The organism is Janthinobacterium sp. SUN073 (genome assembly GCF_030397665.1).
Lineage (GTDB): Bacteria > Pseudomonadota > Gammaproteobacteria > Burkholderiales > Burkholderiaceae_D > Janthinobacterium.
This window is the reverse complement of record NZ_JAPUBT010000012.1, coordinates 105212-129845: the sequence shown is the minus strand read 5'-3', so window position 1 is coordinate 129845 and position 24634 is coordinate 105212. Positions and strand designations below refer to the sequence as shown.

The 24634-nt window shown below is 61.0% G+C and carries 24 protein-coding genes; 14 read left to right on the top strand and 10 right to left on the bottom strand.

Annotation, left to right across the window (positions count from 1 at the left end; translation table 11 throughout):
• Positions 1-65 precede the first annotated feature (65 nt).
• From O0882_RS24925 to O0882_RS24915, 3 genes are all read right to left on the bottom strand, one after another.
• Complete coding sequence (locus O0882_RS24925; RefSeq protein ID WP_289952358.1) at positions 66-791, bottom strand: hypothetical protein; 726 nt, start codon at positions 789-791, stop codon at positions 66-68.
• Positions 792-868: 77 nt separating this feature from the next.
• A complete protein-coding gene (locus O0882_RS24920) occupies positions 869-2293 on the bottom strand; it encodes an alkaline phosphatase (RefSeq protein WP_289952357.1) in 1425 nt (474 codons plus the stop codon).
• Positions 2294-2322: 29 nt separating this feature from the next.
• Complete coding sequence (locus tag O0882_RS24915) at positions 2323-3723, bottom strand: alkaline phosphatase (protein ID WP_289952438.1); 1401 nt, start codon at positions 3721-3723, stop codon at positions 2323-2325.
• A gap of 320 nt (positions 3724-4043) precedes the next feature.
• On the opposite strand from O0882_RS24915, the gene O0882_RS24910 reads away from it, so the two are divergent.
• The 4 genes from O0882_RS24910 to O0882_RS24895 all read left to right on the top strand — a co-directional run bounded on the left by O0882_RS24910 (position 4044) and on the right by O0882_RS24895 (position 7702).
• A complete protein-coding gene (locus tag O0882_RS24910; RefSeq protein ID WP_289952356.1) occupies positions 4044-4913 on the top strand; it encodes an MBL fold metallo-hydrolase in 870 nt (289 codons plus the stop codon).
• Positions 4914-4933: 20 nt separating this feature from the next.
• Entirely contained in the window at positions 4934-5590 is a 657-nt protein-coding gene (locus O0882_RS24905; RefSeq protein ID WP_289952355.1) for a DsbA family protein, read from the top strand.
• A 93-nt stretch (positions 5591-5683) separates the two neighbouring features.
• Positions 5684-7147, top strand: coding sequence for a catalase (locus tag O0882_RS24900; protein ID WP_289952354.1), 1464 nt, complete (start codon positions 5684-5686; stop codon positions 7145-7147).
• Between the two features lie 174 nt (positions 7148-7321).
• Positions 7322-7702, top strand: coding sequence for a hypothetical protein (locus tag O0882_RS24895; protein ID WP_289952353.1), 381 nt, complete (start codon positions 7322-7324; stop codon positions 7700-7702).
• Between the two features lie 53 nt (positions 7703-7755).
• On the opposite strand, the gene O0882_RS24890 is transcribed toward O0882_RS24895, so the two are convergent.
• From O0882_RS24890 to O0882_RS24875, 4 genes are all read right to left on the bottom strand, one after another.
• Positions 7756-11334 carry a M1 family aminopeptidase gene (locus O0882_RS24890; RefSeq protein ID WP_289952352.1) on the bottom strand — a complete coding sequence of 1193 codons (3579 nt, stop codon included), beginning with the start codon at positions 11332-11334 and terminating at the stop codon, positions 7756-7758.
• A 10-nt stretch (positions 11335-11344) separates the two neighbouring features.
• Positions 11345-12238, bottom strand: a complete 894-nt coding sequence (locus O0882_RS24885) for an ABC transporter ATP-binding protein (RefSeq protein WP_096233797.1) — start codon at positions 12236-12238, stop codon at positions 11345-11347.
• A 191-nt stretch (positions 12239-12429) separates the two neighbouring features.
• A complete protein-coding gene (locus O0882_RS24880) occupies positions 12430-13626 on the bottom strand; it encodes an ABC transporter permease (RefSeq protein ID WP_289952351.1) in 1197 nt (398 codons plus the stop codon).
• A 3-nt stretch (positions 13627-13629) separates the two neighbouring features.
• On the bottom strand, positions 13630-14409 hold the full coding sequence (locus O0882_RS24875; protein ID WP_289952350.1) for an ATP-binding cassette domain-containing protein: 780 nt from the start codon (positions 14407-14409) through the stop codon (positions 13630-13632).
• Positions 14410-14557: 148 nt separating this feature from the next.
• Here O0882_RS24875 and O0882_RS24870 point away from each other — a divergent pair, with 148 nt between their 5' ends.
• Both O0882_RS24870 and coq7 read left to right on the top strand, forming a co-directional pair.
• Positions 14558-14989: a hypothetical protein gene (locus tag O0882_RS24870; protein ID WP_289952349.1), complete on the top strand. Its 432-nt coding sequence runs from the start codon at positions 14558-14560 to the stop codon at positions 14987-14989.
• Positions 14990-15076: 87 nt separating this feature from the next.
• Positions 15077-15721 carry a 2-polyprenyl-3-methyl-6-methoxy-1,4-benzoquinone monooxygenase gene (gene coq7 / locus O0882_RS24865; protein WP_289952348.1) on the top strand — a complete coding sequence of 215 codons (645 nt, stop codon included), beginning with the start codon at positions 15077-15079 and terminating at the stop codon, positions 15719-15721.
• A 105-nt stretch (positions 15722-15826) separates the two neighbouring features.
• Here coq7 and O0882_RS24860 read toward each other — a convergent pair whose 3' ends face one another.
• Positions 15827-16249 (bottom strand): OsmC family protein, encoded by a 423-nt coding sequence (locus O0882_RS24860; protein ID WP_071079492.1) that lies wholly within the window; start codon positions 16247-16249, stop codon positions 15827-15829.
• A gap of 225 nt (positions 16250-16474) precedes the next feature.
• Here O0882_RS24860 and rplM point away from each other — a divergent pair, with 225 nt between their 5' ends.
• From rplM to erpA, 5 genes are all read left to right on the top strand, one after another.
• Complete coding sequence (gene rplM / locus O0882_RS24855) at positions 16475-16903, top strand: 50S ribosomal protein L13 (protein ID WP_010393282.1); 429 nt, start codon at positions 16475-16477, stop codon at positions 16901-16903.
• A gap of 9 nt (positions 16904-16912) precedes the next feature.
• A complete protein-coding gene (gene rpsI, locus O0882_RS24850) occupies positions 16913-17305 on the top strand; it encodes a 30S ribosomal protein S9 (RefSeq protein ID WP_010393285.1) in 393 nt (130 codons plus the stop codon).
• Between the two features lie 176 nt (positions 17306-17481).
• Complete coding sequence (argC, locus tag O0882_RS24845; RefSeq protein WP_289952347.1) at positions 17482-18519, top strand: N-acetyl-gamma-glutamyl-phosphate reductase; 1038 nt, start codon at positions 17482-17484, stop codon at positions 18517-18519.
• 90 nt (positions 18520-18609) lie between these two features.
• Positions 18610-18999: a polymer-forming cytoskeletal protein gene (locus O0882_RS24840; protein ID WP_289952346.1), complete on the top strand. Its 390-nt coding sequence runs from the start codon at positions 18610-18612 to the stop codon at positions 18997-18999.
• 94 nt (positions 19000-19093) lie between these two features.
• A complete protein-coding gene (erpA, locus tag O0882_RS24835) occupies positions 19094-19456 on the top strand; it encodes an iron-sulfur cluster insertion protein ErpA (protein ID WP_029496047.1) in 363 nt (120 codons plus the stop codon).
• Positions 19457-19523: 67 nt separating this feature from the next.
• Here erpA and O0882_RS24830 read toward each other — a convergent pair whose 3' ends face one another.
• Both O0882_RS24830 and O0882_RS24825 read right to left on the bottom strand, forming a co-directional pair.
• Entirely contained in the window at positions 19524-20654 is a 1131-nt protein-coding gene (locus O0882_RS24830; RefSeq protein ID WP_289952345.1) for an anhydro-N-acetylmuramic acid kinase, read from the bottom strand.
• Between the two features lie 88 nt (positions 20655-20742).
• Complete coding sequence (locus O0882_RS24825; RefSeq protein WP_289952344.1) at positions 20743-22110, bottom strand: M23 family metallopeptidase; 1368 nt, start codon at positions 22108-22110, stop codon at positions 20743-20745.
• A 154-nt stretch (positions 22111-22264) separates the two neighbouring features.
• Here O0882_RS24825 and tyrS point away from each other — a divergent pair, with 154 nt between their 5' ends.
• From tyrS to O0882_RS24810, 3 genes are read left to right on the top strand one after another with little or no spacing between them, the layout of a single operon-like run.
• Entirely contained in the window at positions 22265-23530 is a 1266-nt protein-coding gene (gene tyrS, locus O0882_RS24820; protein WP_289952343.1) for a tyrosine--tRNA ligase, read from the top strand.
• Positions 23527-23976 (top strand): D-aminoacyl-tRNA deacylase, encoded by a 450-nt coding sequence (dtd, locus tag O0882_RS24815; RefSeq protein WP_141171706.1) that lies wholly within the window; start codon positions 23527-23529, stop codon positions 23974-23976. The genes tyrS and dtd overlap by 4 nt, the downstream gene beginning before the upstream one ends.
• A 19-nt stretch (positions 23977-23995) precedes the next feature.
• On the top strand, positions 23996-24634 hold the full coding sequence (locus O0882_RS24810) for a YbhB/YbcL family Raf kinase inhibitor-like protein (protein ID WP_289952342.1): 639 nt from the start codon (positions 23996-23998) through the stop codon (positions 24632-24634).

Below are 24634 nucleotides of genomic sequence, written 5' to 3'. Positions count from 1 at the left end.
GGGCGCCAGCCACAAAAAAGCCAGGGATGTCCCTGGCTTTTTTACGTCCCGATTTTAGTTGATTCTTAGTCCAGGTAGTCGGAATACTCGCGCTGCGCGTAGTTCTGCAGATTCGCCCACGGTTGCGCCTTGCTGACGGTGGGCTGCAGCTTGACGTCGACCCGGCGATAGAAGGTGTTCGCGCGGTCGCCGCTTTCGATGACCAGCGGAATCTGTTTTTGCTCATCCCACAGGATGCGCTGGAACACGCCATTCTTTTCCACTTCGCGCCAGCGTGCACCCGTCACGTTCGATGCCTGTTTCGACAATGGCATGGCGGTGACCAGTTTCGGGTCCAGCAGATAAAAACTGTTTTCCCAGGAACCGTCGAAATTCACGTTTTCATACTCGGCCTTGGGGATGGAGACGACGATCTTGTCGTGCGCATCGATGTATTCCACGCGCACGGTGTTCTTTTCCAGCATCACGTGGCGCGGTATCAGCACAGGATTGAAATGCTTGTGTTCATGTTGCGTGGCCTTCAGCGCGACTTTGGTATTTTCGCCATGCTTGTGGCCGGCATGCGCGTCGGTCGCTGGCGCCAGCACGCGCTCGACCCACACGTGGCCGGGTCGGCGCAGCATTTTTTCTTCGTAGCGGCTTTCGCGCGTCACGCCTTCCGGCGTCAGCACGCGGCTGTAATAGGTGATGCCCAGGTCCAGGTCGGCGGGAGCGGAAGGGGCTGCAGGAGCGGCTTGCGCGCTGGCGGCAAAGCCGGCGGCCAGGAGGACGGCGATCAGGGTCGATTTCATGGTGTTGCCTTTATCGTGCAGAGGGGCGGAGGGCAAAACTGCCATCCGCCCCGGTGGGGTTACCGTGTTGATGCAGATCAGAAGCCGAATGCCGCCTTCAGCAAGTCAAATACCTTGGTGTTGTCCAGCGTGCCCTTGAAGGCCTTGGCGCCGGCGCCCGTGGCCAGCAGCTTGACGTCGCCGCCGCCGTGGGTTTCACTGGCCAGGCGCACGCCTGTTTCTTGCAGGTAGTTGTCGGACAGGGCCGTGGCGCTGTCGACGTTGGTGCGCAGGTCAGGGCGGTTCGGGCCGTTGCCGAACACCAGGGTGGTGTAGGTATTGCCGTCTTCATCCTTGCTTGGCGCGTTATCCTTGTAGCCGCGGTTGATGTCGAGGATAGGGTTGCCGCGCTTGCCGTAGCCGTTGAAGGCCAAGGTGTGGTCGTGGTCGGCCGTGACGACGATCAGGGTATTTTCCAGCTTCGGATCGGTTTCCCTGACCTTGTCGATGGCCGCCTTGATGGCGTCGTCGAAGGCGATGGTGTCGACCAGCGCGCGCTTGGCATTGATGCCGTGCAAGGCGTGGTCGATGCGGCCGCCTTCGACCATCAGGAAGTAGCCAGCGCTGTTTTTCGACAGCAGGTCGATGGCTTTCAGCGTCATTTCCGACAGGCTAGGCTGGTTGGCGCCGTCGGGCGATGGCTTGGACGAGGTGCGGTCCAGTTCATAGTCGAGGTGGCTCTTCGCGCTGTACAGGCCGATGAATTTCTTGTTGCTCGGCGCGGCCGCCATTTCCGCCTTGTTGGCGGCCACGGTGTAGCCCTTGGCCGCGAATTCGACCAGCAGGTCGCGGCCGTCGGCGCGGCCGGCTTTGTTGCTGGCGGACCATGGCGTGAAGTGGTTGCGTCCGCCACCCATCAGCACGTCCACGCCGTCGCCCAGGGCCATGTTGTAGCCGGCGCCGCCCGGCGCCGTTTGCGCGGCGATCGCGTATTGCGCATTGCGGTTGCAGATATGCGAGAAGGTCGTCGCCGGCGTGGCGTGCGTCAATTCCGTGGTGGTGATGGCACCCACGGCCTTGCCCTTGGCTTTCGCCAGTTCCAGGATGGTCGGCACGCTCTTGCCGCCGGCCGGGCAGTTGTCCACGCCCAGGTTGCCGTTGGCGTCGCGGCCCGGTTCCTTGGCAATGGTCTCCTGCGCCATCGAGATGACTTCATTGTTCATCTTGACGCCGGTCATGTAGGCGGCCATCGATGGGGCGCTGTCCGTCGTTTGCGCATCGTGCGAGAACGTCTTGATGCGCGCCGTGCGTTCCAGCTTGTCCATGTTCAGGCTGCCCTCTTCCTTGTACTTGAAGATGCGCGCCGCCGTCACGACGGAAGGGCCCATGCCGTCGCCGAGGAAGAAGATGACGTTCTTGGCGTCGGCGGCGTAGGCGCTGGCGACGCTGGCGGCCACGAGCGTGCTCAGCAAGGAGAGTTTCAGGGCCGATTTCAGTACGGCGGGTTTCGATGCAGGTTTCATGTGCTTGTCCAATTCTTGTCTCTTGGGGATTACAGACCGCCGGCGGTCTTGACCAGGCCGAATACTGTGGTGTTGTCGATGGTGCCCAGGAAGGTTTCCGAACCCTTGCCGATGGCGCCCAGGAAGACGTCGGTGCCGCCGTGGGTTTCATTGCCGACCGCGGTGCGGATCACCGCTTCCTGATGGTAAGTATTGGCGCTGGTGACGGTGTCATCGAGGCTGGCCATGGCGGCGCGGCTCGATTGCGTGCGTTTTTCGCCATTGCCGAAGCCGATGATCGAGTACGGTGCGCCGTCCAGGTCTTTCTCGACCGCGCCGGTGACGTAGTTCTTCACCACGCCCAGCACGCCAGCGTTGCCGGCAGCCGTCTTGCCCGTGCGCTTGGCGTAGCCGTTCAGCACCAGGGTGTGGTCATGGTCGGCCGTGACGACGATCAGGGTATTGGCCAGGGTCGGATCGGTGAGCTTGGCTTTTTCGATGGCGGCCTTGATGGCGTTGTCAAAAGCAACCGTGTCTTGCAGGGCCTTCTTGGCCGTCGTTTCGTGCAGCGCATGGTCGATGCGGCCGCCTTCGACCATCAGGAAATAACCTTTCTTGTTCTTGGCCAATACATCCATGGCCTTGGTGGTCATTTCCGCCAGGCTAGGTTCCTTGGCCGCATCGCGGTCCAGGTCGTAGCTCATGTGGCTGGAGGTGAACACGCCGAACAGGCGATCCGTTTTGGCCGCATCGACAGCCTTGAAGTCGGTGGCGTTGTTGGCGATGGTGTAGCTCTTCGCTTTCAGTTCGGCCACCAGGTCGCGGTCGTCGGAACGCTTGCCGCCGTTCTTGAATGGCGTAAAGAATTGCGCGCCGCCGCCGAGCACCACTTCCAGGCCCGTGGTGCCCAGGGCGTTGTTGTAGCCCGTGCCGCCTGGTACGAGCGCTGCGGCGATATCGTTTTCCAGGTCGCGGTGGCAGATGTGCGAGTAGGTCGCCGCCGGCGTGGCGTGCGTCACGCGCGCCGTGCTGACGACGCCTGCCGCGTAGCCCTTGGCCTTGGCCAGTTCCAGCAAGGTGGTGGCGGGCGTGCCGTTGCCGGTGCCGCATTTGTTGACCAGCTTGTTGCCGTTGGCATCCTTGCCCGGATCGATGGCGAGCGTGTTGGCCGACATGGAAATGACTTCATTGTTCATTTTGATGCCCGTCATGTAGGCGGCCATCGATGGCGCACTGTCGGTGACTTGCGCATCGTTCGAGAAGGTCTTGACGAAGGCCGTTTCCGGCAAGGTGTCCATGGTCAGTGCACCCTCTTCGCCTACCGAGTAGATGCGCGCGGCCGTCATGGTGGTCAGGCCCATGCCATCGCCGAGGAAGAAGATGACGTTTTTCGGTGGTGCTTCTGGCGTCACGTCTTCTTTTTTGGCGTCGCTGCCGCAGGCGGCCAGCATCAGGGTGATGGCGACGCTGCAGCCAGCGACGGAAATTTTTCTGCGTGTCATGTGGTTCATCCGGCTAGGTTTGAAAGAGCTAGCAAGATAACAATTCAATGTGACATCCTCATGACGCTGTGACACATTTTGTGATGCTGCTGCGCAGGCGCAGGCGGTGTGGCTTTTGCGCACGTCCTCGCTGGAAAAATACACCGTAGCGTACCCTCCATCTTAAATTGCATCGAAATATGCAACAAACTATTGCGTTTTATCGGGTTTTTCTACCGAATAAAGCAACGTAAGATGCAGTCATCCCAATCATCTTGTGAAGGCGCATCATGTTCTCCAAATCCATCAGCAGCGTTCTTGTTTCCACCCTGTTTGCCGCCGGCGCCGCCTCGGCCGCCGCCAGCGCCCCCCTGACCCTGGAAGTGTTCAACCCGGGCGAAGCGGCCATCTTCCCCGTCGCTTCCGTATTGGTCGCGGGCAAGCATGACGCCGTGCTGATCGATGCACAGTTTTCGCGCGCCGAAGCGCAAAAGCTGGTGGAAAAGATCCGCGCCAGCGGCAAGAAACTGACGACGGTGTACATCAGCCACAGCGACCCCGATTTTTACTTTGGCCTCGACGTGATCAAGGCAGCTTTCCCGCAGGCAAAAATCGTCGCCACGCCGGAAACCGTGGCCGAGATCCGCCGCAAGGCTGACGCCAAGGTCGCCTACTGGGGCCCGATCCTGAAAGACAACGCACCGCACGGCATCGTCATTCCCGAAGCGTTGAAAGGCCAGCGCATCACGCTGGAAGGCCAGTCGCTCGACATCGCCGGGCCGACGCCAGCGCGCACCTATGTGTGGATTCCCTCGATCAAGGCCGTCGTCGGTGGCGTGGCGCTGTTTGGCAACTTGCACGTCTGGACGGCCGATACGCAAAGCCTGCAATCACGCCAGGACTGGCTCAAGACGCTCGATGGCATTGCCGCGCTGAAACCGGTCACCGTCGTGCCCGGCCACTTCAAGGTCGGTTCGCCCCTGACGCCCGACAGCATCGGTTTTACGCGCGACTACCTGGTGACGTTCGAAGCTGAAACGGCCAAGGCCGCCAATTCTGCCGCCCTGATCGAGGCCATGAAAATGCACTATCCGAAGCTGGGTCTCGATGGCGCTTTAGAGACCAGCGCGAAAGTGGCAAAAGGCGAAATGAAATGGTAAACAGCAACAAGGAGGTCGCCATGCCCACGCTGCACTACATTTTCGATCCCCTGTGCGGCTGGTGCTACGGCGCCGCGCCGCTGGTCGAGGCGGCGCGCGCCGTGCCCGGCCTGACGGTGGCCTTCCACGGCGGCGGCATGATGACGGGCAGCAATCGCCGCCAGATCACGCCCGAATGGCGCGGCTATGTGTTGCCGCATGACCGGCGCATCGAGCAACTGTCGGGCCAGCCCTTCGGCGACGCCTATGTCAACGGCTTGCTGAACGACACCACGGCCATGATGGATTCCGCACCACCGATCACGGCCATCCTGACGGCTGAAGTTCTGGCCGGCAAGGGCCTGGACATGCTGCAGCGCGTGCAGCGCGCCCATTACATGGACGGCTTGCGCATCGCCGACCTGCCCGTGCTGCTGGCGCTGGCGCAAGAGCTGGGCCTGGATGGCGTCGCCTTCCAGGCCGAGTATGCGCGGCAGGCGGGCGCCGCCACGCAGCGGCACATCGACGCCAGCCGCGCCTTGCTGGCGCAGGTGGGCGGGCAGGGCTTTCCCACGTTCGTGCTCGACGATGGCAGCGGCAAGCTGTCCGTGATCGATATCGGCGGCTTTTTGGGCCAGCCGGCGAAGTTGCAGGCGCAGCTGGGCGGCGTATGCGATGCCCACGGTTGTTCATTGTAAATATCTATCGCTTCGATAAAATCAATTATCTTTTCCTTTGTTGTTGACTTCATTACACTGGTTCCATCAGTCAACAACGAAGGAAAAGCAGTCATGAGTCAACAGCCGCCATTCAGCACCGCCTCGGGCATCCCCGTCGCCGACAACCAGAATTCCATCAGCGCCGGCCCCCGCGGCCCCCTGCTGCTGCAAGACTTCCACCTGATCGAAAAACTCCAGCATTTCAACCGCGAGCGCATTCCCGAGCGCGTGGTGCATGCAAAAGGCTCGGGCGCCTACGGCACCTTTACCGTCACGCACGATATTTCGCGTTACACCAAGGCCAAATTGTTTGCTGAAGTGGGCAAGCAGACGGCCACCTTCGCGCGCTTTTCCACCGTCGGTGGCGAACGCGGCAGTGCCGATACGGAACGCGACCCGCGCGGCTTCGCCGTGCGTTTTTATACGGAAGAGGGCAACTGGGATTTGGTCGGCAATAACACGCCCATGTTCTTCATCAAGGACCCGATCAAGTTCCCCGATTTTGTCCACACGCAAAAGCGCGATCCGCAAAGCAATCTGAAATCGGCCGAGATGATGTTCGACTTCTGGAGCCATGCGCCGGAAAGCCTGCACCAGGTCACCATGCTGTTCTCGGACCGCGGCACGCCGGATGGTTACCGCCACATGGATGGCTTCGGCAGCCACACGTATAGCCTGATCAATGCCGAGGGCCAGCGCGTGTACGTGAAATGGCACTTCAAGACACGCCAGGGCATCAGGAATCTGCCTGCCTCCGAGGCCGGCCGCCTGGCCGGTGCCGACCCCGACTACGCCCAGCGCGACCTGTTCGGCGCCATCGACCGCGGTGATTTTCCCCAGTGGGAAGTCAAGCTGCAAGTGGCGACGCAGGAGCAACTCGATGCATGGGAGCAGCGCACGGGCTGGAACCCGTTCGACCTGACGAAAGTGTGGCCGCACGCGGACTTCCCGCTGCTGGCGGTGGGTATTTTCGAGCTGAATCGCAACCCGGACAATTACCACGCGGAAGTCGAGCAGGCGGCCTTTTCGCCGGCCAATGCCGTGCCGGGCATGGGATACTCGCCGGACAAGATGCTGCAAGGCAGGCTGTTCGCCTATCACGACGCCCAGCTGTACCGGGTTGGCACCAACCACCAGCATCTGCCCGTGAATGCGGCCCGCTGCCCCTTCCACAACCAGCAGCGCGACGGCGGCATGGCGATCCACAACGGCGGTGCGGCGCAGAATTACGCCAACGTGGCGGCGGCAGGCACGCAGCCGCAAGGGCTGGGCCATGGTGAACCATCGCTGGCGCTCGACGGCGGCGCGGCGCGCTATGATGGCCGCGGCACGGAAGACGACTACACGCAGGCCGGCAATCTGTTCCGTCTGATGTCCGTCCAGGCAAAGCAGAACCTGTTCGACAACCTGGCAGGACCATTGAGCCAGGTGCGGCCGGAAACCTTGCAGCGTCAGCTGGGCCACTTCGACCAGGCTGATGCTGCCTACGGCGCCGGCGTACGGGCCGCCTTGCAGGCACGCGGCGTGGCCTTGTAACCGTGTGTTGCAGGCGGAACAGATTTGTTCCGCCTGTTTGATGCAGCACAAATTCGTGCTTGATATAAAATATTGCCGTATGGACATATTTGCCTTCCATGCGTAGACTTGTCGGTCTGATGATGGTGCCGTCTTCCTGGCGGCATCCTGACTAGAAAGTCTTGCAATATGAATATGGTGAAGCTGTCTGTGCATGGGGACGATCCCACGCTCAAATCCATTCTCGAAGTCTTGCCCACGGATCCGGAACGGCAATGGCGCAAGGGTGAGGCGAAGGGCGCGGCAGGTCGCGTGCATCTCGATTCCGGCTTCGAAGTGGTCATTGCGCAGGCGTCCAAAGCGCAAGTGCTGCCTTCGCGCATACGCAGCTACTTGGCCGAGTGCCGCTCGCGCGGCGTCACGTTCAGCATGCCGCGCATCGTGGCCGAGCTGCAACTGGAGTTGAACGGCGACGACACGGTCGATGCGCCGATGGACCTGACCCTGGTCGACATGCAGCACCTGACGGAGATGGGCATCAGCCTGAGCCTGGTGACGCGCTGCGCCGCGGCCTGATTCCCGTGTGACACTGAAAAAAATGGCCACCTGTCCAGGGTGGCCATTTTTCGTCATGGTTCGTCGAGCTCGACGGTGACCATATTGTCATCGGGCTTGCGGTCGATCAGCTTGTTGTCGGGATCGATGCCCGCCTTGCCGGGCCGGCTGCCGACGATGACGGTGTAGCTCGCTTCTCGCGCCGTCATGCGCAGGCGTTCGCGCAGCAGCGGAAGGCCATTCGCGTCGTCGACACCGATCTCGATCCAGTCGTGCAGGGGCGCGTCGTGTTCCTCGCCCTGTTCGCCGGCCGTCAATTTGCTCGCCTGCACCTTGAGGGTGACGGCGTACTTGCCATCGCCGCGTTTGGTGGCCGTGGCCGACAGGGCGCGGTTGTCGAACAGCACGATCTTCTCGAACAGGTCATCGATCAGGTAAGCCTGCTCGGGCGGCGTGACCTGGCGCAAGCCCTGCACCAGCGCCGTCACGCTCGCATACGGCGGTCCCTTCTGGCCATACGTCTTCAGCAGCTCGCGCAGCACGCCGTTGACCTTGTCTTCGCCGATCATGTCCTGCAGCAAATACATGGCCAGGCTGCCCTTGTGGTAATGGATATAGGCCTGGTTTTCATTCTCGGCCAGCGGCAGCTCCTTCTTGCGTTCTTCGCTGCGTCCCCTCAGGTATTGATTCAGGTCATAGCGCAGGAAGCGGCGCATCTTGGCCGGTCCCGTGGTTTTTTTCATCACCATCAGGGCCGAATATTCGGCCAGGGTTTCGCTGAGCACGGTGGCGCCGCGCGTGTTGCCGCCCACCAATTGATGCGCCCACCACTGGTGCGCCACTTCATGCGCCGTGACGTAGAACGGATAGTCGAGGTCTTTCGGATTCTTGTCGTCCACCTTGGCGATGAAGCCCAGGCCTTCCGAGTACGGAATCGTGTTCGGGAACGACTGCGCAAACGTGGCGTAGCGGGGGAATTCGACGATGCGCAAGACCTTGTGCTGGTAGGGGCCGAAGTTTTTCGTGTAGTAATCGAGCGCTTCCTTGCTGCCACGCACGAAACGATCGAGGTTGTACTCATGGCCAGGATGGTAATACACGTCGATGGCCACATCTTGCCAGCGCTCGTGTCTGACGGCGTAGCGGGCCGACTGGAACGCGTAGAAATTCAGGATAGGCTGGTCCATCGTGTAATGGAAGTAATGGCGGCCTTTGGCGATCCAGTCGTTGTCCAGCATGCCCGGCGCGATGGCCGTCTGGCCATCGACGGTGCTGACGGTGGCGTCAAAGTTGATGCGGTCGGCGTCCATGCTGACGTAATTGTCGGCCAGTCCCCGTGCATCGTCGCGCGGCAAGGCCCGTTCGCGCGCCGGCAAGCCGTGTTTCTTGCGGTCGCGCGGGTCCGTCAATTCCAGCTGCGGCTGGTAGCCGATGTGCGGCAGCACGGCATTCGTGAAGAAGGTACCGTTGGCCACGACGGGCGTGTCCTGGCCCAGGCCGAAGATGCCGCGCGGCGCATAGGCAATGTCGAAATCGAGGCCCAGGCTGGCGCCCGGCGCCAGCGGCGTGGCCAGGCGGTAGCTGTAAAAGCCCAGCTTTCCGTCATCGAGGCCAGGGTGCACGCGCGCATCAAAACGCAGACGCATGGTGGCGGTGGGGTCTTGCTGCACAAAAATGTGGCTGATCGGCAGGCTGGTCTTGTTTTGCAGCACATAGCGGCCCGTGACGGCCAGGGTGCGCTGCGCCGGGTAGATGGCCACGTCGAGTTTCACGTCGGTGATTCTCGGCTGCGGCGTGGCGGCAAACTTGCGGTACTGGCGCTCGACGCTGGCGCGGTCCGCATCGCGGGCGAATTCGGACTGGTAATCGTTGGCCACGTGAAAGACGTAGAACAGCACGCCGCCGGCGCTGACGAAAATCAACAGGCCGATGGCAAAGCTGGCCAGCACGCCTTGCGTCAGGCCGTGGCGCGCCAGGCGCAAGCGGATGCGCCAGCTATCCTGCGCGCCGCGGGGCCAGAGCAGCAGCGACAGCACCGTCAGCATGATGGCCGCGCCGCTCCAGTACAGCAAGTACCAGCGCTCGCGCAACACATAGTGGCCGGCGCCGTTCATGGCTGAATAGATGAAGTCCGGCGTGCTGCCGTACAGCAGCAGCGGGTCGCCCAGGCCCAGCGAGGCAAAGCTGATGCTGGCGATGTGGTACAGAATCATGGCGAAATACGCCAGGTACTTGTGATTGATCACTACCTGCAAAAAGATGGCCAGCACGGCGATCAGTGCGTAGTAGGGCAGGTGCGACAGGAACAGCGATTCCAGGTACAGGCCGGGGTCGAGGCGGTAATAGCCCTTGAAGACCTGGATCGACATGCCGCACAGCATGATGACCAGGCTCAGCAATGCTTGCAGGCCGATCAGGGCGAACAGCTTTGACAGCAGCGGCAGCCAGTTTGGCACGGGCAGGGCGTCGAGCATCAGCTGGATGCTGGTCTCGCGTTCGCGCCACACCAGTTCGCCCGCATAGAAGGTGGTAATGATCAGCATGAACAGGGCGAACGAGGCGCTGACCATGTCCAGCACTTTTTCCGTCACCGGATAGGTATTCGTGCCGTACATGGAACCCATGTCGAGCGCGCCCGCATACATGGTCAGCACGCCAGCGAGCACGATGACGACAAAATAAATGTTCTTGATGGTTTCGCGCAGGTTCAGCCAGCTCATCTTGACGAGCAGGGCGGCCAGGTTGCGCTGCGCAAAATCAGGCGCTTCCTGCGTGGACAGCGACGCGCTCGACAGGCGCAGCGGCACATCGCCGTCACTGCGGCGCTTGCTGGCGCCCGCGTCCGTCGTGGCGTGGAACTGGAAGCGCCAATAGCCGAGCAGCAAGGCCACCAGGGCGAAGCCGGACCAGATGGCGCGGTTCAGCAAATACACGCCCTCCAGGGTCACCAGGCGCGTGTTGCGCTCCGCATTCGGCCAGTATTCCGTCAGGCGTATCAGCGCCGTGGTGCCGAAGGGGTCGATCAGGGCGGCCAGGGTCTTGTAGTCGAGGTCGCGCGCCAGCGAGGGCGCCACCAGGTAGCCGATCAGCATGACTACCGAGCTGATGTACACGGGCAGCATGCGCCGCGTCAGGGCCGCGATGACGAAGAAGATGGCGCCGAAGATGAACAGGTTGGGCAGCAGGGTAAAGACATACGGCATCAAATAGGCCAGCGCGCGTTGCGGCCCCAGCCGTTCGGGATCGATGCCGGGCAGCCAGGCGCCCAGCCAGGCCCCGATGACGATGCTGGAAAACACCACGGCCAGCACCAGATAGGCGCCGAGGAAGCGGCCAAATACGTACTGGTATTTTTTGATCGGCGCGCTGAAGAAGAAGTGCTGCATGCCGTACTCGAAATCCTGCTGCACCGAGCGGCCCATCATGGCGGCCACCACCACGGCGCCGAAGCAGCCCAGCAGGCTGCACGTGAACGCCAGCGAGCGGGGCGCGTTGATCAGGAACTTGCCGCCGAAACTGATGCTCGCTTCCTTGAAGACGCCGCCGGCGGCGGCCATCCACAGCATGGCCAGGGCCAGGAACATGGCGAAATACACCCAGGTGGACAGCAGCTTGAGCCGCTGTCGCGCTTCAAAGCGGGCGATGGCAAACATGGCCGCCCCCTCAGTCGCACTGCGGGGCGACGCGGTGGCGCCCGGCAATGGTGGCGAAATACAGGTCTTCCAGGTCGCCGATGGCTTCCTCGAAGCCGTCGCCCGGGTCGTCGTCGCTGTAGACGTGGATCAGGGTGCGGCCCGACAGCAAGCGCGTGGAAATGACGGCGTGGCGCTGCTGGAAGCTGGCCAGTTCTTTCTTTTCGACAAAGCGCGCCCAGATCTTGCAGCTGACTTCATCGATCAATTCCTGGGTCTTGCCGCACAGCAGCAAATGGCCCTTGTTGATGATGGCCATGTTGGCGCACAGGTCGGCCACGTCGGACACGATATGGGTCGACAGGATCACCGTCTTGTCTTCGCCGATATCGGACAGCAGATTATGGAAGCGCACGCGTTCTTGCGGGTCGAGGCCGGCCGTCGGCTCGTCGACGATGATCAGTTTCGGGTCGCCCAGCAGGGCTTGCGCGATGCCGAAGCGCTGGCGCATGCCGCCGGAAAAGCTGCCCAGGCGCTGGTGGCGCACGTCGAACAGATTGGTTTGCTGCAACAGGCCATCGACGACCTCGCGCCGGCGCGCCCGCTGCGACAGCCCTTTCAGCATGGCGAAGTGGTCGAGCAGCTCGTACGCCGTCACTTTTGGATACAGGCCGAAGTCTTGCGGCAGGTAGCCCAGCATGCGGCGGATCTCGTCCTTGTCGTCGAGCACGTCGTAGTCGCCGAAGAAGATGGAGCCGGAATCGCACTCCTGCAGGGTGGCCAGGGTGCGCATCAGGGTCGACTTGCCGGCGCCATTCGGGCCCAGCAAGCCAAACATCCCGGGCGGTATCGTCAGCGACACGTTATCCAGCGCCACCACGCCATTCGCGTAGGTCTTCGACAATTTGCGAATCTGCAATTCCATACAACTCCTGACTCATGCGTTGTTGCCCGATGCTACAGGGCTACTCTATGCTGGCATTGTATTGAATTTAAGACGTACTGGGCAGTTGCATGCGATACACGGCATTTTCGCGTGCCCAGAGTGCAGATGGGCGGGGTGGATGGCGCGCCATATCGGGGGCTGTTTTGCCCCGCTGGCGCGCCGCGTGAGTATCAATTACGGAACAGTACTGATTCCCGGTTAAACCACCAGCGGCACAGCATCAGCAGCGCGCCCGCGATCACCGTGGTCGAGGCCAGGATCACGCCGAACATGCGGTAATCCATGGTGCCCTTGACCAGCTCCTTCATGGCCAGCGACACGTTGGTCAGCGGCACCATGGCCCATATCCAGTTCAGCTCGACGCCGGGCAGCATCGCCGCCACCGTGGGCAGGATGACGAACAGCATCAATGGCGTGATCATGCCGGCCGCTTCCTTGTAGCTTTTTGCGTAGATCGAGATCGACAGCAGCAGCGAGGCAAAGATGGCGGCCGTCGGCACCAGCATCAGGGTCACCATGGCCAGGTCAGGCAAGCCGATGCTGCGCACCATGACGGCCATGTTGCCTTCGAGCGAACTGCCGAAGATGGCCAGCAGGGCGCCCATGCTGCCCACCATCAGCACGGCCGAGGTCATGCCCACCGTAAACAGCACGAGGAACTTGGCCAGCACGATGGCGCTGCGCGGCACGGGCGCCAGCAGCAGGGTTTCCAGCGTACCCCGCTCCTTTTCGCCGGCGCCCAGGTCGATGGCCGGATACATGGCCGCCGTCAGGCACACCATCAGCAGCAGATAGGGCAGCATGCCGCCGACGATGGCGCCCATCTGCTCACGCTCATTGGCCGTCGACTGCTTGTCGAGCACGATGGGGTGCAGGGCGAAGGCCAGCTGGGCCGGACTCAGCTTCAGGGCCGACAGCGCGCTTTCGCGCAGGCTGGTGTTGTAGGCCTCGACGATCTCGCGCACCCGCTGCAGGGTCACGTCGACCGTGCTGGCGCTGTTGTAGTGCAGTACCACCTTGGCCTGTTGCCGTTGCTGCAGCGCCTCTTCAAAATGCGGCGGAATGACGACGGCGAACTTGATGCTGTCATCGCCGATGGCGCGGCGAATCTCCGCCTCGCTGGCCAGCGGCACTTCGCGCAAGTTGTGCTGCTGCGCAAAACGCGCGCTCAAGCCCGGCGAATGGTCCTTGCCGAACAGCGCATAGCGCATTTCCGCCGTCTTGGCGTTCTTGAACATATTGTTTGAAACATAAGCGAAGCCGCCAAAGATCAGCGGCATGGCAAAGATGGGGATGAGGATGGTGAAAATCAGCGTCTTGCGGTCGCGCGTGAGTTCCAGCAACTCTTTCAGATAAATGGTCCACATGGCTCAGGTTCCCTGGTTGATGACGCTGACGAAGGCATCGTACAGATCGGTACTGCCGCCCAGGTGGCGCAGTTCGTTGACCGTGCCATTGAAGGCGGTGGTGCCGCGGTTGATGATGCAGACGCGGTCGCACAGTTTTTCCACCTCGTGCAGGTGGTGCGTGGAAAAGATCAGCGGCACGCGCAGCGCCTTGTAGCTGGCGATGAAGTCGAGCAGGATCTTGGCCGACATCACATCGAGGCCCGTGGTCGGCTCGTCGAGGATCACCACCTGCGGCTCGTGCACGACGGTGCGGGCGATCGCGCACTTCTGTTTCATGCCCGTCGACAACTGATCGGCCCGCTTGCCGCCGTATTCCTCCATGTGCAGCAGGGCAAACAGCTCGTCGCAGCGGCGTTTCAGCTTGTCGGCCGGCATGCCATGCAGGCGGCCGAAATATTCCACGTTCTCGCGCGCCGTCAGGCGCCCATACAAGCCCGTCGAGCCGGACAGGAAACCGATGCTCTGGCGCGCCACCAGCGGCTGGCGCAGCACATCGACGCCGTTGACGAGGGCGCTGCCCGCGTCCGCTTGCAGGGCCGTCGACAGCAGGCGCAAGGTGGTGGTCTTGCCGGCGCCATTCGGGCCCAGCAGGCCCAGCACCTCGCCCGGGGCGCAGCTGAAACTGACGTCGCGCACGGCGTGAAACCAGCCCTCATGTTCGCGCGGATCGCTGACGTGCACGCCCTTGCCCTTGTGGGGAGGCATGCGGAAACGTTTTGCCAGGTGCTTGACCTCTATCATGTGCTTCATCCATTTGACGGTGAAGAACGAGAGTAGCATGCAAAAAATGTAACTTGCAAGGTGGAAATATCGTTTGGTCTATTGAAAAAAGCAGCATCTTCATGCAAGCTGGCCCGGTGGGCGCCGGCGGACGGCGCGGGAGAGTGCAATGCGAACGATCGATCAGGCGATGCAGGACAAGGTACTGTCCGTGGCGCGCGCCGGCATGACCAGTGCCGAAGCCATCGGTTTCTTCCGTGTCAGCCTCGGCTTGTACTACCTGGCCGGCCTGATGACGGAAGAAGCGCTCGATTTCAAGCAGATCGACGCGAAGTACAACCGCTTTATCTACCACTCGCTAGGTGGCGGGCACAGCATTGCTAGCGTGCTGCAATTCATGAGTGGCGAGAAAGTCTTGCGCGTGCTGCAGTCGGAGCGTTTTCGCGCCGCGTTTGCCGAGCATTGCCCGGACATTCCCGTCGACAGCATTTCCTTTCTCGTTTCACTGAACCTGGGCGTGGCGAAAAGCCTGTCCGGCCTGGACGCCGTCGGCCCCGTGGTCGATTGGATCGAGCAGGAAAAAGCGCGCACAAGTCAATAAAGCCCCGTTCACCCTGCGCGTGGCGTGGGTACGGCTGGCCCCGATCGTCCTATAATTCATGCTTTACTACTCATGAGCATAGCCACGATGACCGCGAACCGCCATTTTGACCCCTTGGATCGTTTGATTGTTGGCGCCGACAAGGCCTTGCGCGTCATCGCGGGCGTGGCTTCGGCCTCGCGCCCCACTCCGGCCACGCATGCGCCCGATGCGCAGCTGAGCGCGGCCGAGCAGCGCCACAGCGCCGGCTTGATGCGCGTCAACCACGTCGGCGAAGTGTGCGCCCAGGCCCTGTACAACTCGCAGGCGCGCTATGCGCACAGCCCGGCCATCCGCGCCCAGTTCGACGAGGCGGGACGCGAAGAGGAAGACCACCTGGCCTGGACGGCGCAGCGCCTGACGGAGCTGGGCTCGCGTCTGAGCCTGCTCAATCCCCTGTGGTATGCGGGTTCGTTTGCGCTGGGCACCATCGCCGCGCGCATGGGCGACGGCCGCAGTCTGGGTTTCGTGGTGGAAACGGAGCGCCAGGTGGAAGCGCACCTGGCCAGCCACTTGCAGGAATTGCCGCCGCAGGACGCGAAATCGCGCGCCATCGTCAAACAGATGGCCATCGATGAAGTGGAACATGGCGCCGCCGCCCAGCGCCTGGGCGCCATCGATACCCCGGCGCCGGTGAAGGCGCTGATGGGGCTGATGGGCAAGGTCATGACCAAGACGGCTTACTATATATAGACGCAGAAAAGAGCCGGGTCAGTCCCTGCGGGATCGGAATACGCCCCACTGGGGCGTATTCCCCCTCAGGGTCCGACCCCGGCATTTCGTCGCTGGGGGTAAGAATTATTCTTCAATAATCTCGAACGAGTGCGTAATCTCGGCAGTTTTCGCCAGCATAATCGACGCCGAGCAATATTTGTCGTGCGACAAAGTCACGGCCCGTTCCACTGCCGTCGGTTTCAGGGCCTTGCCCCGCACGGTGAAATGGAAGTGGATTTTGGTAAACACTTTCGGGTCGGTGTCGGCACGCTCGGCCTTCAGGGTCACTTCGCAGCCACTGACGGCTTCGCGCCCCCGTTTCAGGATCAGCACCACGTCATAGGCGGTGCAGCCGCCCGTGCCCAGCAAGACCATTTCCATGGGGCGTGGCGCCAGGTTGTGGCCGCCGCCATCGGGCGCGCCATCCATGGTCACCAGGTGGCCGGAGCCGGTTTCTGCCCGAAAACTCATGCCCGACGGGCCATTCCAGCTGACTTTGCATTCCATCGTACTCTCCGAAAATTGTAAGCGTTTTGTATTGTAATAGAGGAATGCCTGTCCATGTGCCGCCTGCCAGCCCGCAGCCGGTCTGCATCGTGGCTTGACGCGGCAAGGCAAAGCCGCTTATACTTGTCGGCTTTCCGTTCGCTCAGGAAAAGTAAATAAGGCAGAGTCCGCATAGCAGCATCGGCGGAACCACCATTTGAGCGTGTAATCTATTAGGAAGTCAACATGAAAACATTTTCCGCTAAAGGACATGAAGTCCAGCGCGATTGGTTCGTGGTTGACGCGACGGACAAAGTCCTCGGACGTGTTGCCAGCGAAGTGGCACTCCGACTGCGCGGCAAACACAAACCAGAATTTACTCCTCACGTCGATACCGGCGACTTTATCGTCGTCATCAACGCAGGCAAACTGCGTGTGACCGGTACCAAAGCTACTGAGAAAATTTACTACCGTCACTCTGGCTATCCAGGCGGCATCTACGAAACCAACTTCCAGAAAATGCAACAGCGTTTTCCAGGTCGCGCGCTTGAGAAAGCGGTCAAGGGCATGCTGCCTAAAGGCCCACTCGGCTACGCAATGATCAAGAAGCTGAAAGTGTACGCGGAAGGTTCCCATCCGCACGCTGCTCAGCAACCTAAAGCACTTGTTCTCTAAGGAACTGACATGATCGGTAATTACAATTATGGAACCGGCCGTCGCAAAAGTGCAGTGGCTCGGGTTTTTATCAAAGTTGGCACAGGCTTGATCGTTGTTAACGGCAAACCAGCAAACGAATACTTTTCGCGCGAAACGGGTCTGATGGTCATCCGTCAACCTCTGGAACTGACCGGCAATGTCGAGCGTTTCGACATCAAAGTCAACGTCCATGGCGGCGGTGAGTCGGGCCAGGCTGGTGCAGTTCGTCACGGCATCACCCGCGCTCTGATCGACTACGATGCAGCGTTGAAACCGGAACTGGCTAAAGCCGGCTTCGTAACACGCGATGCACGTGAAGTCGAGCGTAAAAAAGTTGGTCTGCGCAAAGCACGTCGCGCAAAGCAATTCTCGAAGCGTTAATTCTTACGCTACAGCACCTTTCGAGGTGCTGGTCGAAAAGCCGCTGGACTTCGGTCCCGCGGCTTTTTTGCATTTCAGCGTGACTCTGCGTTGCGCTGTAAAATACGCGGAAAACCCGCAAGGGCAGCGTTTCCCTTCATCTTTATGCAATCTCAATCTATACACAAGGAAAGAACATGATCAAAGTTGGCATCGTCGGCGGCACTGGATACACGGGCGTGGAATTGCTGCGCTTGCTCGCTACCCATCCAGATGTCGAGTTGACGGCGATTACCTCGCGCAAGGAAGATGGCTTGCCCGTTGCTGACATGTATCCTTCCCTGCGTGGCCACGTAAAACTGGCGTTTTCCTCGCCGGACAAGGCGAATCTGGAACAGTGTGACGTGGTCTTCTTTGCCACCCCGCATGGTGTTGCCATGGCGCAAGCTCCAGCCTTGCTGGCCGCCGGCGTGAAAGTCATCGACCTGGCCGCCGACTTCCGCCTGAAAGACCAGGCCAAGTTCGAGCAGTGGTACAAGATTCCCCATACGGCACCCGAGCTGATCGAGCAGGCCGTGTATGGCTTGCCGGAACTGAACCGCGAAGACATTAAAAAAGCCAGCCTGATCGCCAACCCCGGTTGCTACCCGACCACCATGCAGCTGGGCTTTTACCCGCTGCTCAAGGCGGGCCTGGTCAACACGGGCGGCTTGATCGCCGACTGCAAGTCGGGCGTGTCCGGCGCCGGCCGCAAGGCGGAAATCGGCATCCTGTTTTCGGAAAGCAGCGACAGCTTCAAGGCCTACGGCGTGGCCGGTCACCGCCATCTGCCGGAAACGACGGCGCAATTGCAGCGTTTCACGGACGACAAAGTGGCGCTGACCTTCACGCCGCACCTGGTGCCGATGATCCGCGGCATGCATTCGACCCTGTACGCGCAGCTGAACAAGGATGTCAGCAATGAAGAATTGCAATCCTTGTTCGAAGAGCAATACAAAGATGAGCCATTCGTCGATGTGATGCCATTCGGCTCGCATCCGGAAACCCGCTCCACGCGCGGCTCGAACATGCTGCGCCTGGCTTTGCACCGTCCCGAAGGCGGCAATACCGTCATCGTGCTGGTGGTGCAGGATAATCTGGTCAAGGGCGCATCGGGCCAGGCCGTGCAGTGCATGAACTTGATGTTTGGCCTGAAAGAAACAGCCGGTTTGCAACATATCGCCCTGCTGCCGTAAAAATAGGCAGGCGTGCTTGCGCAGGTCCGGCGCCTTTTTGCCGGACCTGTGATAAATTGGACTGCCACCTACCCCGACAGGATGACGTTCATGTTCGAACGCAACGCTAAAAACCCCATCGATACCCTGATCGGCGCCTCCACGCGGATCGAGGGCGACTTGCTGTTTTGCGGCGGTTTGCGCATCGATGGTCATGTGCGCGGCAACGTCACGGGCGAGCCGGGCGAACCCACGCATGTGGTGCTGGGCGAGGCGGGCCGCATCGATGGCGAGGTGCGCTGCTCCAGCCTGGTCGTCAGCGGCGAGATCAATGGCCCCGTGTATGTGTCCGAAATGCTTGAAATACAGCCAAAAGCCCGCATTGTAGGAGAGGTGTATTACAAGGTGCTGGAAATGCACAGTGGCGCATTGGTGCAAGGCAAACTGAGCAGGCACGACAGCACCGACCCCGTGCTGCACCTGGCCGTGTCGGAAATGTGAGCAGGAACAACACCGCCCAGCGGCATCAGCGGCGGCCGCAGCGCGAGTTGTGCCAACAGTCTATAATGAGGCTATGTTTTCTGAGGAGTCTGAAATGAATGCAGTCGCTGAAATGCAAGATGTGATCCCTTCGCCTATCATCTTTACCGATAGCGCCGCCGAAAAAGTCGCGCAGCTGATCGAGGAAGAAGGCAATCCCGACCTGAAATTGCGCGTCTTCGTGCAGGGTGGCGGCTGTTCCGGCTTCCAGTACGGTTTCACCTTCGACGAAATCGTCAATGAAGATGACACCACCATGGTCAAGAATGGCGTCCAGCTGTTGATCGATTCCATGAGCTACCAGTACCTGGTCGGCGCGGAAATCGACTACAAGGATGACCTGGAAGGCGCGCAGTTCGTGATCAAGAATCCGACAGCCACGTCCACCTGCGGTTGCGGCTCGTCCTTCTCCGTTTAAGCACACTACACGGGGAAAGCAAGAAAATAGCGGATCATTGATCCGCTATTTGTGTTTCTACATCTGCTCAACGCGGATACAGCGCACCCAGCACGCGTAAGCCCGCCGCGCCCGTCACCGCCGGCAAGTTGCCTGGTTTACGCTGCGTAAAGCGCCAGGCCAGCCAGGCAAACGCCAGCGCCTCGACCTGGCTGGGCGCCACGCCCAGCGCTTGCGTGGACTCCACCGCCATGCCCGGCAATGCGCGCGCCAGCGCCGCCATCAGGCTCGCGTTCTGCGCGCCGCCGCCACATACATACACGTTTTCCGCCTGCGCCCCATCGCGCGCGATGGCATGCGCCAGGCTGGCGGCCGTCAGCTGGGTCAGGGTGGCCTGCACGTCGGCAGGTGTGGCGTGCTGATAGTTGCTCAGCTTGCCCTGTAACCAGTCGGCATGGAACAGGTCACGGCCCGTGCTTTTCGGCGCCGGCAAGTCAAAATAGGCTTCATTGAGCAATTCCGCCAGCAGGGCAGGCAAGACTTTGCCCGTGGCGGCCCAGGCGCCATTGGCATCGTACGGCTGACCCAGGTGTCGCAGGGCCCAGCCATCCATCAGCGCATTGCCGGGGCCCGTGTCGTAGCCCGTCACCGTGCCGTCCGCGTGCAGCACGCTGATATTGCTGATGCCGCCGATATTGGCCAGCACGCGCGTGTGGCCGGGCAAATTGAAAATGGCCTGGTGAAAAGCGGGCACCAGCGGCGCGCCCTGGCCACCGGCCGCCACGTCGCGGCTGCGCAAGTCGGCGATGACATCTATACCCGTCAGTTCGGCCAGCAGAGCCGGGTTGTTCAACTGGCGCGTAAAGCCCAGCTCGGGGCGGTGGCGGATGGTCTGGCCATGCGCGCCGATGGCGGCGATGGCGTCCGCGACGATGCCCGCGTTGCTCAATAGCATGGCGACGCAGTCGGCGTAATGGCGCACCAGTTGATTCGCCGCCAGCGCTTCGCGCTCGATTTCATTCTGGCCAGCACTTTGCAATGCCATCAGGTCGGCGCGCAGGCTGGCGGGAAAGGCAATATACGCGTCGCCCAGGCTGCGCACGCTGCCATCGTCGGAAAAATCGACCAGGGCGCCGTCGACGCCGTCCAGGCTGGTGCCCGACATCAAACCGATATACAGCATGGGTGTTTCCTTGAAGGCGTCAGTGATGGTGTGCATTGTGCCGCATTTTCCTGTGCACATAAAATAAAGGCACCGGCCATCTGCATGGGCGGTGCCTTTGACTATTGCCCGAAGGCAGTGTTGCTTAGCGCGACGCCAATGCCGTGTCGTTCGGACGCAGCAGGGTGAAGCGGTGCATCATGTCGGCCGAGACCATGCGGAAGCGGCTCAGCTCGGATGCCGTCAGCGGCGCCTGGGCTTGTACATTCAGCTTGCTTGGATCTTGTGCCACGCCGCCGACGCGGAACTCATAGTGCAAATGGGCGCCCGTGGACCAGCCGGTGGTGCCGACATAGCCAATCACATCGCCCTGGCTGACTTTTTGACCTTTTTTCAAGCCCGAAGCGAAGCGGCTCATGTGGGCGTAGGCCGTGGTGTAGTTGGCCCAGTGTTTCAGGACAACAACATTGCCGTAGCCGTTTTGGCTGCCGACGGAATCGACCACGCCGTCGCCCGAGGCGCGGATAGGGGTGCCCGTTGCTGCGGCGAAATCGATGCCCTTGTGCGCTTTCCAGTTGCCGGAAATCGGATGCACGCGCATGGAGAAGCCGGACGAGATGCGGGAGAATTCGAGGGGGGATTTCAGGAAGGCTTTTTTGAGGGACTTGCCGTCGAAACTGTAGTAACCGCCGCCTTGCTTGCTGGCTGGGTCTTCGAACCAAACGGACTGGTAAGTCGTGCCGCGGTTGGTGAATTCACCGGCCAGGATGCGGCCCGCTCGGACAAATTCGCCATCTTGCCAGAACGTTTCGTAGACGACATTGAATGCGTCGCCGCGTTTCAGGTCGGAGCGGAAGTCGATATTGGTGGAGAACATTTCCACGATTTGCGCGGAAATCGAGTCTGGCAGGCGGGTGCCGTCCAGGCTGGAGTCAGTGGCGGCGAACAGGGTGGAGGTAATCTTGCGCGCGTGCATTTCAACGCGGCGTTCCAGCTGGGCTGCCACTTCCGTGGCCACGAACTTGTCGCCCTTGCGGGTGATCAGGATGTTCTTGACCGATTTGTCCGTGCCATCGACGAGGGTGGCGCGCATCCAGTTGAGGTCGCCGTTTTCGGTCGTTTGCGCTTGCACGCGCTTGCCCGATTTCAGCAACATCACGCCGCGCGCGATCTTGTCGGTTTTGATGAAATTGGCGGCCGCCGGATCATCCACGCCGAGACGGGTCAGCAGGGTGGCGAGGGTATCGCCGGCGCGGACTTTTTCTTCGTGGGTGAAATTCTGGTCTACCTGTTCCATCGCGGAAATTTGCGAGGCGAGATCAGGCATTTCCAGGTTCTGGGCGATGGACGTGACCGGCAAGTCGGATGCGTCGGGTGCCATGGGCGACACAGCGACCGCGCCGAAGGCGGCAACGGCGAGCAGCACTGCCGACGCGCCGATAATGCGTGCCTTGCGTGTCGTCGTCAGCTGTGTGTACAAGCGTGAGCCTGTGATTTTATGTATAGGGTTCATGCAATCAGTTAAAATTTGCCCTTGAACGTGACCTGAACTAATGCTCTTTGTTATTGTTATTTTGGTTCGTTTTCATACGGCAAGATTGATGGGATCGAGCATTATAGCAAACTCCGCAAACCTACTACCATTTTGAGATCTACAGTCAAATTTTATGGAAATCAACACCACCGCATCGCCTGCCAAGGCTAACGCCGCTCAGACCGCACTTCCACTGTCGGACAGAGTACAAGAAGCCCTCGCGATTACCAAGCGTGGCGTCGACGAACTCTTGATCGAAAGCGAATTTGCGCAAAAATTAGCACGCTCCGAGAAAACCGGTGTTCCACTGCGCATCAAACTGGGCCTGGACCCGACTGCACCCGACTTGCATCTGGGCCACACTGTCGTGCTGAACAAGATGCGCCAGTTGCAAAACCTGGGCCATCAAGTCATTTTCCTCATCGGCGACTTCACTTCCATGATCGGCGACCCGTCGGGCCGCAACGTCACGCGCCCGCCGCTGACCAAGGAACAGATCGAGATTAACGCGATGACGTATTTCGCGCAAGCATCTTTAGTGTTGGACGCCAGCAAGACTGAAATCCGCTATAACTCCGAGTGGTGCGATCCGCTGGGCGCGCGCGGCATCATCCAGCTCGCTTCCCACTACACGGTGGCGCGCATGATCGAGCGCGACGACTTCACCAAGCGCTTCCAGGGCGGCATTCCTATTTCCGTACATGAATTCCTGTACCCGCTGATGCAGGGCTACGACTCGGTGGCCCTGAAATCGGACCTGGAACTGGGTGGCACGGACCAGAAGTTCAACCTGCTGGTGGGCCGCGAACTGCAAAAGCAGTATGGACAGGAGCAGCAGTGTATTTTGACCATGCCGCTGCTGGAAGGTTTGGATGGCGTGGAAAAAATGTCCAAGTCGAAGAATAACTACATCGGCATCACGGAACCGGGCAACACCATGTTCGCCAAGCTGATGAGCATTTCCGACGTCATGATGTGGCGCTACTACGAGCTGCTGTCGTGGCGCTCGATCGCCGAACTGGCGCAGCTGAAGAGCGAAGTGGAAGGCGGGCGCAATCCGCGCGATGCCAAGGTTGCCCTGGCGCAAGAAATTGTCGCCCGTTTCCATTCGCAGCAAGCAGCGGAAGATGCGCTGGCCGACTTCGTCAACCGTTCGAAGGGCGGCATTCCCGACGACATCCCCGAAGTGAGCCTGGCTGGCGCGCCGCTGGGCATCCCGCAATTGCTCAAACAGGCTGGCCTGTGCCCATCCACGTCGGAAGCCATGCGCATGATCGAGCAGGGCGGCGTGCGCATCGACGGCACCGTCATCAGCGACAAGGCGCTGCAAGTGGCGGCAGGCGAATTCGTGTTGCAAGTTGGCAAGCGCAAATTTGCGCGCGTCACCCTGGCGGCATGATCGCGCTGCTGCAACGCGTTACGCAGGCGAAAGTCGATGTCGCCGGCGCCACCATCGGCGCCATCGATGCCGGCCTGATGGTGCTCGTGTGCGCCGAGCGGGGCGATACGGAGAAGGAGGCGGACGCCTTGCTGACCAAGCTGCTCGGCTATCGCGTGTTTGCCGACGAAGCGGGCAAGATGAACCGCAGCGTGACGGACGTGGCCGGCGGCTTGCTGCTGGTGCCCCAGTTTACGCTGGCGGCCGATACCAAGTCCGGCACGCGTCCGTCGTTCACGCCGGCAGCCGCGCCGCAGGACGGCTTGCGCCTGTTCACGCATTTCGTGGAGCAGGCGCGCCACCGCCATGCGAGCGTGCAAACGGGACAGTTTGGCGCCGACATGCAGGTGTCGCTGACGAATGACGGGCCCGTCACGTTCTGGCTGCAAGTAAATGCAAAGCAATAACGATAAAGGGGAGCAAGCGATGAAATTGTGGAGCGAGACGTTTCGTGATGGCGGCCTGATGCCGGCCGAATATGCCTTTGCCGAGATCGATCCGGCCAGCCGCGTGCGCCTCGCCGGCAACCGCAATCCCCATCTGGCCTGGGACGAGGTGCCGAACGGCACCGAGTCGCTGGCCCTGTTCTGCATCGACCCCGATGCGCCGCAAGACGCCAGCCTGGTCAACCGCGACGATCAATGCCTGCCGTTGACGGCGCCGCGCGGCGATTTTTATCACTGGAGCTTGCTCGACTTGCCGCCGGCCATGCGTTCGATTGCCGCCGGTGAATTTTCCAGCGGCATCACGCCGCGCGGCAAGGCCGCCGGGACTGCTACCGGGTTGCGCCAGGGCATCAACGACTACACGGGCTGGTTTGCCGGCGATGCCGCCATGGCCGGCGATTACTACGGCTATGATGGCCCGTGCCCGCCGTGGAATGACGAGCGCATCCATCATTACATTTTCCGCCTGTATGCGCTCGACGTGCCGCAATTGATCTTGCCCGAGCGTTTTACGGGGCAGCAAGCCCATGCCGCGCTCTACGGCCACATCCTCGACGAAGCCCAGCTCGTCGTCGCCTATTCGCTCAATCCCGAGTTGGCACTTACCCTGAAGAAATAA

Bases quoted from the DNA above. Each gene is read 5' to 3' on its own strand.
- O0882_RS24925 (WP_289952358.1), bottom strand. From the start codon at position 791: ATGAAATCGACCCTGATCGCCGTCCTCCTGGCCGCCGGCTTTGCCGCC.
- O0882_RS24920 (WP_289952357.1), bottom strand. From the start codon at position 2,293: ATGAAACCTGCATCGAAACCCGCCGTACTGAAATCGGCCCTGAAACTC.
- O0882_RS24915 (WP_289952438.1), bottom strand. From the start codon at position 3,723: ATGCTGGCCGCCTGCGGCAGCGACGCCAAAAAAGAAGACGTGACGCCA.
- O0882_RS24910 (WP_289952356.1), top strand. From the start codon at position 4,044: ATGTTCTCCAAATCCATCAGCAGCGTTCTTGTTTCCACCCTGTTTGCC.
- O0882_RS24905 (WP_289952355.1), top strand. From the start codon at position 4,934: ATGCCCACGCTGCACTACATTTTCGATCCCCTGTGCGGCTGGTGCTAC.
- O0882_RS24900 (WP_289952354.1), top strand. From the start codon at position 5,684: ATGAGTCAACAGCCGCCATTCAGCACCGCCTCGGGCATCCCCGTCGCC.
- O0882_RS24895 (WP_289952353.1), top strand. From the start codon at position 7,322: ATGGTGAAGCTGTCTGTGCATGGGGACGATCCCACGCTCAAATCCATT.
- O0882_RS24890 (WP_289952352.1), bottom strand. From the start codon at position 11,334: ATGTTTGCCATCGCCCGCTTTGAAGCGCGACAGCGGCTCAAGCTGCTG.
- O0882_RS24885 (WP_096233797.1), bottom strand. From the start codon at position 12,238: ATGGAATTGCAGATTCGCAAATTGTCGAAGACCTACGCGAATGGCGTG.
- O0882_RS24880 (WP_289952351.1), bottom strand. From the start codon at position 13,626: ATGTGGACCATTTATCTGAAAGAGTTGCTGGAACTCACGCGCGACCGC.
- O0882_RS24875 (WP_289952350.1), bottom strand. From the start codon at position 14,409: ATGATAGAGGTCAAGCACCTGGCAAAACGTTTCCGCATGCCTCCCCAC.
- O0882_RS24870 (WP_289952349.1), top strand. From the start codon at position 14,558: ATGCGAACGATCGATCAGGCGATGCAGGACAAGGTACTGTCCGTGGCG.
- coq7 (WP_289952348.1), top strand. From the start codon at position 15,077: ATGACCGCGAACCGCCATTTTGACCCCTTGGATCGTTTGATTGTTGGC.
- O0882_RS24860 (WP_071079492.1), bottom strand. From the start codon at position 16,249: ATGGAATGCAAAGTCAGCTGGAATGGCCCGTCGGGCATGAGTTTTCGG.
- rplM (WP_010393282.1), top strand. From the start codon at position 16,475: ATGAAAACATTTTCCGCTAAAGGACATGAAGTCCAGCGCGATTGGTTC.
- rpsI (WP_010393285.1), top strand. From the start codon at position 16,913: ATGATCGGTAATTACAATTATGGAACCGGCCGTCGCAAAAGTGCAGTG.
- argC (WP_289952347.1), top strand. From the start codon at position 17,482: ATGATCAAAGTTGGCATCGTCGGCGGCACTGGATACACGGGCGTGGAA.
- O0882_RS24840 (WP_289952346.1), top strand. From the start codon at position 18,610: ATGTTCGAACGCAACGCTAAAAACCCCATCGATACCCTGATCGGCGCC.
- erpA (WP_029496047.1), top strand. From the start codon at position 19,094: ATGAATGCAGTCGCTGAAATGCAAGATGTGATCCCTTCGCCTATCATC.
- O0882_RS24830 (WP_289952345.1), bottom strand. From the start codon at position 20,654: ATGCACACCATCACTGACGCCTTCAAGGAAACACCCATGCTGTATATC.
- O0882_RS24825 (WP_289952344.1), bottom strand. From the start codon at position 22,110: ATGAACCCTATACATAAAATCACAGGCTCACGCTTGTACACACAGCTG.
- tyrS (WP_289952343.1), top strand. From the start codon at position 22,265: ATGGAAATCAACACCACCGCATCGCCTGCCAAGGCTAACGCCGCTCAG.
- dtd (WP_141171706.1), top strand. From the start codon at position 23,527: ATGATCGCGCTGCTGCAACGCGTTACGCAGGCGAAAGTCGATGTCGCC.
- O0882_RS24810 (WP_289952342.1), top strand. From the start codon at position 23,996: ATGAAATTGTGGAGCGAGACGTTTCGTGATGGCGGCCTGATGCCGGCC.